Annotated in this window: 8 protein-coding genes; 1 reads left to right on the forward strand and 7 read right to left on the reverse strand. The window is 40.4% G+C overall.

Annotated features, from left to right (window positions below; all coding sequences use genetic code 11):
- Positions 1-24 precede the first annotated feature (24 nt).
- The 7 genes from B2W36_RS18365 to B2W36_RS18395 all read right to left on the reverse strand — a co-directional run bounded on the left by B2W36_RS18365 (position 25) and on the right by B2W36_RS18395 (position 13,548).
- Positions 25-1,053 (reverse strand): LacI family DNA-binding transcriptional regulator, encoded by a 1,029-nt coding sequence (locus tag B2W36_RS18365; RefSeq protein WP_293889110.1) that lies wholly within the window; start codon positions 1,051-1,053, stop codon positions 25-27.
- Positions 1,054-1,230: 177 nt separating this feature from the next.
- A complete protein-coding gene (locus B2W36_RS18370; RefSeq protein ID WP_293889112.1) occupies positions 1,231-2,982 on the reverse strand; it encodes a RagB/SusD family nutrient uptake outer membrane protein in 1,752 nt (583 codons plus the stop codon).
- 9 nt (positions 2,983-2,991) lie between these two features.
- Positions 2,992-6,093, reverse strand: a complete 3,102-nt coding sequence (locus B2W36_RS18375) for a SusC/RagA family TonB-linked outer membrane protein (RefSeq protein ID WP_293889114.1) — start codon at positions 6,091-6,093, stop codon at positions 2,992-2,994.
- A 23-nt stretch (positions 6,094-6,116) separates the two neighbouring features.
- The gene (locus B2W36_RS18380; RefSeq protein ID WP_293889116.1) at positions 6,117-7,811 is read right to left on the reverse strand and encodes a RagB/SusD family nutrient uptake outer membrane protein; all 1,695 of its coding nucleotides are present in this window, start codon (positions 7,809-7,811) and stop codon (positions 6,117-6,119) included.
- An 11-nt stretch (positions 7,812-7,822) separates the two neighbouring features.
- Complete coding sequence (locus B2W36_RS18385; RefSeq protein WP_293889118.1) at positions 7,823-10,633, reverse strand: SusC/RagA family TonB-linked outer membrane protein; 2,811 nt, start codon at positions 10,631-10,633, stop codon at positions 7,823-7,825.
- Between the two features lie 394 nt (positions 10,634-11,027).
- The gene (locus B2W36_RS18390) at positions 11,028-12,935 is read right to left on the reverse strand and encodes a sensor histidine kinase (RefSeq protein ID WP_293889120.1); all 1,908 of its coding nucleotides are present in this window, start codon (positions 12,933-12,935) and stop codon (positions 11,028-11,030) included.
- Positions 12,919-13,548 (reverse strand): response regulator transcription factor, encoded by a 630-nt coding sequence (locus B2W36_RS18395; RefSeq protein WP_293889122.1) that lies wholly within the window; start codon positions 13,546-13,548, stop codon positions 12,919-12,921. Before B2W36_RS18395 ends, B2W36_RS18390 begins: the two co-directional genes overlap by 17 nt.
- Before the next feature lie 297 nt (positions 13,549-13,845).
- Here B2W36_RS18395 and B2W36_RS18400 point away from each other — a divergent pair, with 297 nt between their 5' ends.
- Positions 13,846-14,019, forward strand: a complete 174-nt coding sequence (locus tag B2W36_RS18400; RefSeq protein WP_209574193.1) for a hypothetical protein — start codon at positions 13,846-13,848, stop codon at positions 14,017-14,019.
- Positions 14,020-14,030: the final 11 nt, after the last annotated feature.

Below are 14,030 nucleotides of genomic sequence, written 5' to 3' on the forward strand. Positions count from 1 at the left end.
CGTGTTCGTTGCTGTTTTTGGGAATCACTCTCCGGATCGTACAGTAGAATCACGTACCATGAGCTTAGCTTCCATTGTACGGATGATTGGCTTCCATTCTTCAATATCTTTTCCGATCAATCCCAATAGGAGTTCCATCGCTGTCTTGCCTATTTCCCGTACAGGCTGTGCAACTGTAGTGAGGCTAGGTTCGGCGAAGCTTGAACCATAGTTGTCACTGAATCCGACCACAGCAATATCTTCAGGAATACGTTTATTCATTTTTTTGATTATCTGCATAGCTTCTATTGCGGTGGGATCATTCACAGCGAAAATACCATCTATGGGATTTTCTAGTTCCACAAGAAATTTAACAAACATCTTGATTTTATTTAAGCTGAGGTCTGAGTCAATAATTAAATCCTGTTCGATCGGAATACCATGTTTGGTCAAAGCATCACAATATCCATTGAGCCTTTTTTGACTAATACTGAGTTGTCTGGGGCCTGCTAAATGTGCTATTCTGCGCCTTCCCAGGCTGATGAGGTGCTCCACCGCATGGAATGCGGCATCGTAATCATTGACCACGACCTTGGGGACCATAATTTCATTGCAAACCCTATTGAAGAACACAATCGGAATTTTTTTGCGAATAAATACTTTCCAGTGATCATAATTCAGTGTTTCCTTTGTCAATGAAACCATTACTCCATCTACACGATTGGCCAACATGACCTTAGCATTGGCAACTTCGGTCGCATAGCTTTCATTACATTGCGATATCAGTACCGAATAGCCATGTTTGCTAGCCTCTTCTTGCGCACCAACGACAACTTGTGGAAAAAAAGAGGTAGAGAATTCAGGTAAGACAATACCGATCGTGTTGGTCTTGTTCGTGATGAGGCTTAGTGATTGCATATTGCGCTGATAATCTAATTTCTGAGCCAGTTCCAAGATTTTTTGGCGCGTTTCTGCCTTTACATTGGCATGGCCGGTAAGGGCGCGGGATACGGTGGATTTTGAAATATTTAGTTCGTTGGCAATATCAACAATGGTTATCTGATCACTTTTCATAGAAATAAGCGTTGGTCTCGATTTATAATGAGCTTTAAAAATAAGATATGTTTATGATAAAGTGAACAATTTTAATTTTTAGCGTTGGGACCCTGTCCATCTTTCGGGGATTTATTGAAGTAAAGGTGCATGTAATGACATTTGCACCTTTACTGCTGTAGATTGGCTAACTAGTTGTTAATAACCGGGATTTTGTCTCATCAATGGCATTTTTTGAATTTCACTCAATGGAATTGGTAGGAGGTACATTGCTTTCCTAAAGTTTAACGGTCGTAAAGCTGAACCCACTAAGTAGGTAAAGGTATTACCATTGCGTGTGATAATTATTGTTTTGTTAAAGCCCTTGAGCACATTTTCTGCGATCATCCAGCGCCGGATATCATTAAAGCGATGATCTTCAAAAGCCAGTTCGATTCGTCTTTCATTTTGAATGACTATGCGCATCTGCTCGACATTCATCCCTACCTTCAAACCATACATGCGGTCAGAACCCGGAAAAATTCCTGCTCTTTCACGTAATTCTTTCAGCTTGTCATAAGCTCTTTCCGGGAATCCAGCTTCGTTGATCGCTTCAGCATAATTGAGTAAAATTTCTGCATAGCGAATCAGGGGCCATCCGCGTTCGGTAGAACCTGCCGTATTGGTGGCTAGATTTTCGTCCAGCATTTTTCTGCTGTAATAGCCCGTGGAGTAATTGTTGGGTGTATAGGCATCGTTTGTGGGGTTGGCAGGATTCGAGCCGTTGCTCATATACGTATAGATTGTAGTCTTTGGACCGGTGTTGGATACATAGGATAATCCATTATAAATAATGGAATAGTCGAATCGCGGATCCCGATTTGCATAAGGGTTGTTGGGATCGTAGAGCGTACTTTCGTGCGTTGGTTTACCATCTCTCATGGGAAATGCAGCGACTAGATTGTGCGTTGGTTTCATCACTGAGCTGCCTGAACGGGTGGGGGGTAAGTAATAGGCCTCCAGCTCTTTCTGTGTTGTGCGATTGTAGGCGAGGATATATTCACTGTTTATTCGTTTGAGGAATACTTGATAAAAACCGTTGCCGGGGCGAGTCTCGTTATCTACATTGAGCGCATATTTGTGACTACTAATTACCGCTTCAGCAGCAGTTGCGGCATTTTGCCAGCGGTTTTTGTCATAGTTTGGGTATCCTACTAGGGCACTAAGTTCAGCCGTTGCCTCGCTACTTAGTCCACCGTTGAAGAGTGGGCTTGCTGCGTAGAGCAGTACGCGTGATTTTAAAGCCAGGCAGGCTCCATTGGTAATCCGGCCAAAGTCGATATCTCTGTAGACCACGGACGCGAGAGTCGCTGCTGCGGCATCCAATTCTTGTACAATATAATTGATGGATTCTTCAAACGTGTTACGTGGAAGGTCAATAAGATCATTGATTTCGAATACGCGATCACCTACAAGGGGTATACCGCCAAAGGCGGCAACCATATTGTAATAATAGAAGGCGCGTAGGAAGCGTGCTTCTGCAACCATCCTTGTTCGGGTAGCGGGCGTAAATGGCGCATTCGGAAGCTTTGTCAACAGTAAATTTACGCGACGAATATTGGTATAGGGGGTATTCCACAGATCTTTGTTCGCAGCAAAGCCCGTGAGTACATTGCTGGGGGCTATTACACCTTGCGCATAAGCATTTCCCCAGACCGAGACATTATTATTACCCTCGGCATTATCCGTAGCCAATTCCATGTTGCCGGAGCCACCAGCGGCCGAGAAACGATAGGAATCAAAGCTATAGCCCATGTCCTGATAAATTCGATTTAGAAAACCGAGTGTCCGAACGCTGTCGGTAAAGACATCTTCAGCAGAAATGCCTACAGTTTTATCATCCAAGAATTTGGAGTTTTGACAAGAGTATATGATGCTTGTCAATGCAATTAGAAATATAAATATCTTCATGATTGTGCTTTAAAAAGTTACATTTAAACCGAAGTTGAAAATACGCGTAGGGGGGTATGGTAGGTCTGCAGATGATTCCAGCACTTCGGGGTCTAAATTGTATAGTTTGTCTAGCTTTGTCCATGTGAATAGATTGTAGCCGCTGCTATAGATGCGTAATTGTTTTATTTTAAGTTTTTGAAGTACATTTGCAGTTAGTGTATAACTAATCTCAGCGGTTTTAAGTCGGATATAATCGCCTGGTATAGCCCAGAAGTCCGAATACCAATCCCTTGGGCTTTGGCTCAGCCCACTTGTATATACTTGCGGATATTTGGCCGCGTTTCCTAATTCTGGTGTCCAATGTTGCAGGTGTATCGGGAGTGCTTTGCTGGCGTTGTGATGGATAACAGCACCTTCGGCGCTAGCGACGAAATTGGCAGCTCCCTGAAAGAGCACGGTAACATTAAAATTTTTGTAACCGGCACCCAATGTAATTCCATAGGTTGTATTAGGCAGGTTTGTATAGCCAAAAAAAGATTGGTCACTCGCGTTTATAATCCCGTCCCCATTCAAATCTTTGTATTTCAAATCCCCTGGGCGGCCGCCTGCGGGTTTGGCTACAGTAGGATCCGCAATTTCTTCGGTTGTGTAAAACTCGCCTGTCCAACTATATTTCAGCTTGGCTCCAATTGCTTGGCCGGTTTGTTTTTGATAAGGGTATAAGGGTACTGGTTCGTCTCTAAACAACACCTTGTTTTTCGCCAACGAATAGGTGCCTTTTACAGTGTATCGCCAATTGTCCTGAATTTGGCCTGTATAGCCTAATTCGACTTCCCAACCTTTATTATTGGTTTTCCCTAAGTTGACGTTAGGCAGCGTTTGGCCGAATACCGCTGAAACAGCGCCTCTGCTGGTGAGGATATCAAAGCGATTGTTGTCAAAATAGTCAATGGTTGCTGTTACCTTGCGATTTAAAAAAGCTAAATCAAGACCGATATCCATTTTCTTTTCTTTCTCCCAGGTTACCTGGTTATTTCCTAGGGCACCCTCTGCCGCGGTGACATAGCTGTTGTTGTTAGCTTCGCCAAATAATCCTGAACCGCTGCCGATACTGTAGTTTTGAAGATAGGCATATACTCCACCGGTATTGTCTACGCCGGTTAGACCATAGGAGCCACGCAGCTTGAAAATATCAATAAAGGGAAGTTTTTGTTTAACAAATTTTTCTTCCGCGATGTTCCATCCGATAGAGGCTGCAGGAAAGAAGCCAAATCGACGTTCTTTCGCAAATCGATCGGATCCATTGTAAGCGCCGCTGATCTCAAATAGGTATCTATTCTGGAAGTCGTATCCTATACGTGCTGTATAGCCCCGGAAATTCTCCGGAATAAAATTATAATCTTTGGCACCTGTTGCGCTTTTACTATTTTGGTTGTATAATACCAGTGCGGATAGATGGTGTGCGTGTGCAAAACTACGGCTGTAATTCAGCATGGCCTGCAAGGTGATTGCGTAATTGGTACTTCCGGCGCCATAGTTTAAGGTTGGCGTTGCGATACGATAGACATTATCCTGACGCCCGAACGAATAGGAATCTGTTGTCGGATCATAGATATACGATGGGAAACCACCGCCGGCGGTAGGACGTTGTAAAGAACGGTTGTAAGCGTAGTCGTTGCGGTAGGCTATTGTTCCTTTGAAAGACAGCCCCTGTGTAATGAAGTTCAATTTCTGATTTGCGGAGGCTGCCAGATTCATATTATTATTGTGGGTACGATAGTAACCGTTGTACATCAAACGACCAATGAGATTGTTGTTATTTCTGCCGGCAGAATTTCTCTGCCACACGCTATAGCCTAGACTACCATCTGGATTGAATAGGGGATAGTTATAAGGCGCGGTCTCGGCCGTACGGCTGAGATCGCTAAAAATATTGTCGTTAGCACTGGCATTGTTGCGATTGGTTTCACCTAGGCTACCGAAGAAATCAAAACGCACATCGAGGTCATTATTCACTTTTAAATCTATGTTTGAGCGATAGTTATATCGTTTATAATAGAATTTACTGTTCAGGTCTTCGCTGAAATCCTTTAGTTGTCCACCTTGGTTCAAATACCCTACAGATACGTAATATCTTGCGCGGTCTGTACCACCTGTTACATTCAGTGTATTTGTCGATTGCGGTGCAAATTTGCGCAATAGGATTTCCGTCCAGTCGTTATTGGGGTGTGTATAGGGAGAAGTTCCGTCTTTGAACAATTTTAGATCTTCTTCTGAGAATTGCGGTTTAAAATTTGCGTTCGGATTCAAGTTATTTGTGTTGACCTGGGACTCGACCAGGAGTTTGGCTGATTCGTAGGCGTCTAAAAATTTTGGTGTCCGGGTTAATTGACTCAGTGCATATTCAGTCTGAAAGTTGATTTGAGGCTTGCCCGACTTTCCTCGTGTTGTTGTTACTAAGACAACTCCGTTAGCACCTTTGATACCGTAAATGGAGGTTGTTGCAGCATCTTTGAGGATACTGATGGATTCGACTTCATTTGCATTTAGGGTTTGGAATTGTGCATAAGTGAACTCGATGTCATCAACAATAATAAGCGGTTGGTTGTTACCGGTATAAGAACTTGTTCCACGAACATAGAACGTGGCACCATCGTTTCCTGGTTGTCCTGAGCGCTGCTGACTGGTAAATCCTGTTAAACGGCCCGCCAACGTATTTTGTAAGCTAGGTGATGGGCTTTGCCGAATTTCATCACCACTAATGGAGCTTACAGCGCCTGTAAGCGTTTTTTTCGTAGTTTTACCATACCCCACCACGACGACTTCATCGATTTCCTGCTCACGCGCCACTAATTGGATGTTAATTGTGTTTGTTCCCTGCACGTCTACCTCCTGGCGTAAATAACCAAGGTGGTTGACTACAATCGTCTCACTGCTGATATTTAATTTAAAGCGGCCGTTTTCATCCGTGCGTGTTTGGCGATTTGTTGCATTTTTCTCTGTAATTGTCACATCTTTGAGGGGACCACTGCTTCCGCGAACGGTGCCTGTCAACTGTCTTTCCTGGCTGAGAGCAGTTGAGCAGGTAATCGTGGTTAGGCCAATGAGATAATATATTAAGTTTTTCATTTTAGAGTATCTGTCTTTTTTGATTAATAATAGCCTTCATTCTGAATCAATGCACGATTTTTAGACGTTTCGCTATAAGGTATAGGCATATGGTAATACTTGGTTTCAAAATGAAAGGGGGTAAGCATTTGTTCGATTGCCGTCACAGACGCCCCTGATTTATGGAGGACAAGACCTTTGAGCGAATTTTTGATGTCTCCAGCATCCTTCCAACGTCTGATATCCCAGAAGCGATGTTCTTCGAAGGCCAGTTCGATACGTCTTTCATTTTTTATAAGATCGCGCATTGCAGTTTGTGCGATCCCTTCCGAAATACCATAGCGACTATTGTTACCAGGTTTAATACCAGCGCGTGCCCGTATCAAGGTGATCTGTTTGACTGCATCTTCGGTACGACCGACTTCGTTAAGGGCTTCGGCGTAGCTTAGTAAGACTTCAGCATAACGGAAATAGGGGAAATTATGGCTTTGATTTGCATAGGTCGTAGCGTTTGTGAAATCACCCAAGAATTTACGTAAGTAGTAAGCGGTCTTGGTTTGACTTAAGAAAGGCTTATTGGGTTTATCCAAGCCACCTTCGAATGTTTCAATCGGCCTGCTCAACCACCGGACTCCATTGTAAAAAAGGATCGCTTTTAATCGGGGATCGCGATTTTCGTATTGGCTGAGATCAGTACTTAAACCAACATAGGGTAACCCGGTATCCATAGGAAAGGCATTGACAAAGTTTTGTGTAGGGCTTGTTCGACCATTGCTGGCCGCAGGAGCAACATAGCCCACTGGTGCATTATTTGCCTCTAAGGAAGTTGAATTGGCCGATTGCTTGGCAAAGATAATATCCGTATTTACTTTGGTTGTAAAGATATTTGCATAAGCGATTGAACCTGTGCCAGCTGGTAATTTATGGTAGCCCTTGGCTATCAATTCTTCAGCGGTCGAAAGCACACGCGTCCAACGTCCGTTGTCTTTGTCTGGATAACCATTAAGTAGTTTGATTTGTGGGTTAACACTAACGCCGCCGCCGTTAAAAAGAGGGCTAGCTGCGTAGAGATATAACCTCAGTTTTAGCGCTAAAGCAGCTTCATTTGTCACACGTCCATATTCCGTTGTAGTGAGCAGGGCCGAAGAAGCTGCGGGCAGATCACCTTTGATCGCCTCACACTCACTGGCAATCAAATCTACACATTCAGCATAGGAGCTCCGAGGGATATTCAGGTCATCGGACAGTTCGAATATGTTATCGCCCACTATTGGGATCCCACCGTAGCGCTTTAACAACTCAAAATATGCGAATGCCCTAAGAAACCGCGCTTCGGCTTTATAGCGTCGGATCATGTTTTCGGGAATGGGTACTACCGATATATTTTGTAAGAATACATTTGCTCGGCGAATAATCGTATAGCTATTCTGCCAGTTATTGTCCGGATAATTTACAGCGGTTAACTGACCGTTTGTAAATAGCCGAATATCCGATGTTTCGGAAGATGGTACAGCATCATCCGTTGCGGCATCAAGCATATCGCCTGTTATGCGGTTGAATCCGTTAGGAAGAAAGGAGTAGATTCCGAATAGATAGGCTTTTGCCTGTACACCCTCTTTATCAGTGGGATCAAACACATCACCGAGCAGAATCCTTTCTTCTGGTTGGTGTTCAAATTTGTTGCAAGAAGCTATCCCGAGCATGGCACAGGCTAGTACACAAATTACTGTTTTTTTCATATCTCCCTGTATTATAGTTGGATGTTTAGACCGAAACTGATGATTTTTTGTATAGGGTACAGACCACGGAAATTTTCTGGATCGGCACCGTTGAATGTTTTTGAGCTAAATGTATATAGGTTAAAACCATTAGCAAAAACCCGCGCCGACTTGATCTTAACCCGTTGCGTTAAGATTGTGGGTAATGTATAGCCTAATTCGACAGTACGAATGCGTAGATAGTTGCCACTACGTAACCAAAAGGTTGAATATACATTGTTGTTAATTGCAGCACTTTGAGGGCCTGAACTGGTGCTTAATCTTGGATAGTCGGCATTCGGGTTGTCTATGGTAAAACGATCGAGCTGTGTGCTGTAAGCCTGACCCGTACCGCTGTTAAATTCCCGGTAACTATTGCCAGAAAGATAGACTTCACGATTTATCATACCCTGAAAGAAGATGGAAAAATCGATGTTGGCGAAGCTAAAGCCTAAATTGGTTCCGAGCAAGATTTGTGGTTTTTCTGAACCTATTGGACCCTGATCATATTGATTGATCAGACCGTCACCATTGCGGTCTCGGTAACGAATATCTCCTAATTGTGGTGTGTAGCCCTCCACTGTTGGTGATGATTGTAATTCATCAGCACTCCTGTATAATCCTTCGGCGATATATCCTATGGTCTGTCCAACAGGATGCCCTGAAGAAGACATGTAAGAATAGGCCAACGCAGGTTCGGCTTCGTAGACCATTGTCGATTTTTGGATGCTTGCGTTCAGTAAGGCATAATAGGAGAATTTAGAGGTATGGTTGCGCCATCCCACTTCGGTTTCGTATCCGGTGTAATCCTGTTTGCCGATATTTTCATTGGGATAACTGATGCCCAACAGCGAATTGTTGCTTTTGCGTGTAATATTGAGATCGCGGTATTTATTTTTGTAGTAAGTGAGTTGAAAAGTGAATTGGTCGTTAAAGAGCGCACCATCGATACCGAGATTTAGCATATTCACTTTGGCCCAGGTCGGGTTTGCGTTGGCCAAATAAGACTCACCTATTGTTCCTGCTGAGCCCGCTGTTGATCCGAAAAAAGTTTCTGGCGTACCATTATAACTTTGTATATAGGTGTAATAACTCGCATTGTCACGACCTAATAAACCATATGATCCGAATAGCTTTATTTTGTTTATCCATTTTACGTCTTTAAGTAGTTCTTCTCGGTGTATATTCCAACCTAAGCCGATAGCGGGGAATGTACCGTATTTGAACCCTCCGTCGTTTGGGTAACGATTAGCACCATTAACAGCAAAAGACAGCTCTGCTAGGTAGCGATTGTCATAGTGGAAAGCAGCATGCCCCGATATGCCCTGTACAGTATAGGGTAGGTCTGAACCATTGACCAGATTGTCCCGATTAGCTAACAGTATAAGGTCGATCCCATGCTTTTCGGTTTCATTGGAGTAGCCTATTGAAAGCTCCTGAAAATTTGATCTATTTTGAAATGCTATGTTATTGCTGTTATTTTGTTCCGTATTATTACCATACTGTTTATATATTGGTGCTTCGAGATCATCGTTCATTAACTGAAATACGGCGAATGATTTGTTTCGTACGTAATTTTCACGGAGGTTGGAAAAAAATGAAGCTCTGGCTTTTAACCACAAGCCTTTCAGTACATCATCCAAAGAACGTTTTAAGTAGAAGTCCGTTAATATAGTTCGCGTATTAGCTATCGCATATCCTGAAGCGTTAGTCTGCGCTAATATATTATTTTGAAATTTGGAAGAGCCGCCAAAGGTCCCATCCAAGTTATATATCGGGTATGCACTATTAGGGGTGTTTAAAATTGACTGAAAGATATTGTCTGTCCCATCATTACCGGGGCTGTTGGCATTCAATATACGGCCTTGGATATACACTCCGGCCTCCAGTAAATCGGAAAGCCTGACATCCACATTCGAACGGACAAAATATCCCTTCGCGTTGGTGTTCGTACTATAATTGTTGTTGGCATTGGTTTTCAGTAGACCGTTTTGACTGAGATGTTCGAGATTGACGAAATACTTGACATATTTGTTTCCTCCGCGGGTATTCAGATTGTATCGAGCAACAGTAGCGTTGTTTTTAATGACCTGTTCAGCCCAATTCACATTTGGATAGGTCAATGGATTATTACCATCTTTAAAGCTCGTTAGGGCAGTTTCACTAAAACCATTGTTTGTGACCGAAAGCCCATCATTTTTTAATGCTTCATTGTACAATAGGGCATACTGGTAGGCATTCAATGGCTTTCCGATTAAATTCTGCAATGGTTTTTGGATACCATATTGAGCCGAGAAATTAATCTGTGTCCTATCGGTGTACCCTTTTTTGGTGACAATTGCTATTGCACCATCAGCGCCACGGATGCCCAGCATTGCTAAGGAGACAGCATCTTTCAACACCGAAATTGATTCGATCTCCTGCATGCCAATTTCGGTGACAGAACGCGGAATACCATCGATTAGGATAATCGGCGGGCGACCCCTGAGTTGATAGCTCATGTCTTCATTTAATGGCTGTCCATTGTTTCGGCTAACCTTTAGACCGGCCAATTGTCCCGCCGCTGCAGTAAGGTAACCAAATACTGGAGTTGAGGCAATTGCATAGCCAGGTAATTTGGACACCGAAGCTGTGGAGTACTGCTTAGGTGTATTGAAATAGATTAATTGATTGATGTTACTGATAGAATCTTGCTCTAGAGTTTTCTCTAAAGAGACATCCTGCTGTGCATAGCTCCAAAAGGGGAAACAAAAGAGCATAGCATAAGCTGTCTTAGATTTAAGCAAACTTTGTAATTCTAACATACCTTAATTGGTTTAAAATTGGTCTCTTAACATTTTTGAGCATCACGAACTTTTCAGCCTACATAGAAAAATATTTACCGTTATCTTATGCTTAGTGTATTATAAAATAAGGCTTGTAGGTCTACTATATTCGGTTAGTCAATACTCAAAGATATTATAGTTGCATTCGGAAAGGTTTGCTAGACTGGTTTTTTTTTAATGAAACCGTTCCCAAATTTTGGGAACGGTTTCACGGTTAGAATGATCCGTTTTGGTGTTTGCGAATTTCAAGTACTTTTTTTGGGAAAATCTAGGTGGGCGAATACGGTACATCGGTCGAAATATCCGTTTCGAAAGAAGACAAATATATGGACAAGCCTCAAACGCTTATCTGCTAGCTTATTTATGGAGGCTTTTATACCACAAAAATTTCAATGAAGATAGACGTTTTAGTTGAATTTGATGATATAGTGAGTTTACCGTTGATATTTTCCAGCCTATTCTGTATAGATTTAAATCCTATACCTTGTTTAAGCTGTTTATTTTCATTGAACCCCTTTCCATTATCCTCAATTAATATGTTCAATTTGTTGTCTTCTTTATAAATAGCTATCTGTATTTTTTTTGCCTTTGCATGTTTAATTATATTTGTTAATATTTCTTGAAATATATAGATAAGTTGAATTCGGATTTCAAGAGTGATTTTATCTAGCGCGCCTGGGTCAATATTTATCTCGGTTTCATATCTATTTTTAGGCAATGCATATTTAATGATTTTCATTAAATTTTCAATGTATATTTTGTCATCGCTAATGAAATCTTCCGTGTACAAATTGTGGCTATGTTTCCTAGACTCGTTATACAATTCATTTGAAATATTGATGAGAACATCGATATTTTCGATCTGTTCGGCACTCATGTTCTCATTTTGTAGTATTGTCAAGCGCTGTTTGACACTTGCAATTTTACTGGAAAATGAATCGTGCAGATCTTGAGCTAATCTTTTCTTTTCATCTCTTCTTACAAATGCTAGTCGTTCTTCCATAATTGAAATTTGGAGGTTTACTTCTGTATTTAACTCTTCAATACGCTTTTTTGACGCTTTTTCTCTCCTTTTTATGACAATATATAGTAGTGCTCCAATTATGGTAAATATCGATATTAAGCAAATAATCCAAAGGTTCCGCGTATTTTCTTTCTCTTCGGAAACTCGCAATAATTCGCGATTTACCTCTGATTCTGTGTGTGCATAAATAAGCTTATCTATATCATCGACCAGCAATGCCCGCAATGAATCGCTTGAAATCGCTACTTTCTTCATTTCATTGTAAGCCTTGTAATAATTTCCTTCTTTCTCCGCTATTAATGTTGTTAGGGCATTCGCTTCATAATGTTGTTCTTCATTGAGAAATGGGACATTTCTAAGTGAATCTAGATAGGAATTTGTTGAATCTTTAATTCCGACGCGTAAATAGTACTTGGCTTTGGATAAATAATATTTGCTTTTAATATCATTATTAATTTCAGTTGCATTAACATACTCACTATTGACAGCTTGTTTCATCTCATTTAAAGCTTGAAGTGCTTTATGTTTTTTGAAAACTCCATTTAAACTGTGTTGATATCGGATGTGTGCTTGATAGAAATTAACATATTGGGCTTGTAAATTATCCTGTGGCAGTTTTTGTTTCAGCTCAGCGTAAATTCTTTCGGAAAGTGCAAAGACGCTATCGGCTTCTTTAATATTTCCACTTTCAACACAGGCCTCCATGGCTGGGTTAAAAATGGTAATATATTCATTGGAAATATTGAGGTTTAACGCGTTATCTTTAATTAGTTTGGGTAAGGTATTTAGATAAGACTGCTTATTTTTGTATGTATCAATAACTTTTTTATAGTTTCTATTCTCTAAGTAAACATTTATTTTTCTTCCTGAAACAATTAAAGAGCGTTGTTTGAAAAGCTTATATATTTCTTTTTCTGCTTTTTCAAGGAAATAGAAGCACTCACCATTTCGATTCGCATATTGAGCATTATTAGCTAATTTGATGTAATAATTGATTTTATAAGGATAAAGATCTTTGTGTTTTTGTGATAAGACGAGATAAGTTTTTAAGTGCTCTGTTAACTCTTCCCTTGAAAAAGTACGGCCTTCAGAGAACTCTCTATCGATCCAAATGTCCATTTTATCCAAGTATTCCTTTTGTTCAACTTTATTGTTTTCAATTAGTTTTAAGAAATTATCATTATAAAATTGCCCAATAGCACTGGAAATGTTTAGAAACAAAAAGAATATAGATAATGATTTAGTTAATAATGCCATGGTCTTTTGCTATTTTTAATAGTTGAACAATAGAATGACAATTTGCTTTAGCCATCATTTTTTTACGATAGGTTATAATGGTATGTGTACTTAAACATGCTTTTTCTGCCGCTTGTGCAATACTCAACCCGCTCATAAAGAGATAAAGGAGCTGGATTTCCCTTTGAGAAAAAACGATCGAATCCTTATGCGCATTGTCGATGAGAACTTTCAATGACTCTTCTATATATAATTCATTTATTTCCACAGCTTTTATACATGCAATCAATGAGGATATTTCACATGATTTGCTAATAATTCCGTTTGGTCTAACCTGTAGCATATTGTGGATAATATGTGGGCTTGTGGTTGATGATAAAAAAATAAAATGAGAGTGTTTAGCAAGTCTTTTGATATCTTGAAGTACACTAGCGCCATTATTGTCTCCCAAAAAATAGTCTAAAAAAAAATGAATGTTTTTTCTTTCTTCTTGAATTAGGTAATTGATCATCTCGTTAAATTGATTAAACACAAGTACGTGTTCAAATATTTTATATTTCTCTAATAAAAGTGAGAAGGAGTTAGCGAATAGTTTTTCATCATCCAAGATCACTGCCATTTTTACCTCTTTCATAGGTTATATTGTATTTTTTTTGACCTCTAATATAAGTCTTTTACACTATTGATTAGTTTCAAAAGTGCTTAAAACAAGGTATTTGTAAATCTTGTAGACATTTAACTACCAATTTCTGGGGATAAGTAATTATAACCATACCTAAAATTGGTGTTTATCGCTTCCGTTTGTTTTTTATGATTACAGGATTGTTTTGATTTGTCTAATAATGCTTGAAAAGTTTCAAAAAATCGCTGTTGCAAAGTCTCTTTGAAGTATGAAGACAAAATTATTACAAAAGATTAAAATTGATAAAAGATGAAAGATGTCAAAAAGAAATATGTTCCTCCTCGCGTAGAGGTTATGGACATTAAAATGGAAAATTCTCTAGCAGCAAGTTCAGCTATTGTGATACCAGGTGATGGATCTGGCGGTGGTATAGCACATGAATGGAAACCTGGGGAGAATAAAGACTGGGAAATTACGTGGTAAATAAAGTTAAA

Source organism: Sphingobacterium sp. UBA3549 (assembly GCF_002376635.1).
In the GTDB taxonomy this organism is placed as follows: domain Bacteria; phylum Bacteroidota; class Bacteroidia; order Sphingobacteriales; family Sphingobacteriaceae; genus Sphingobacterium.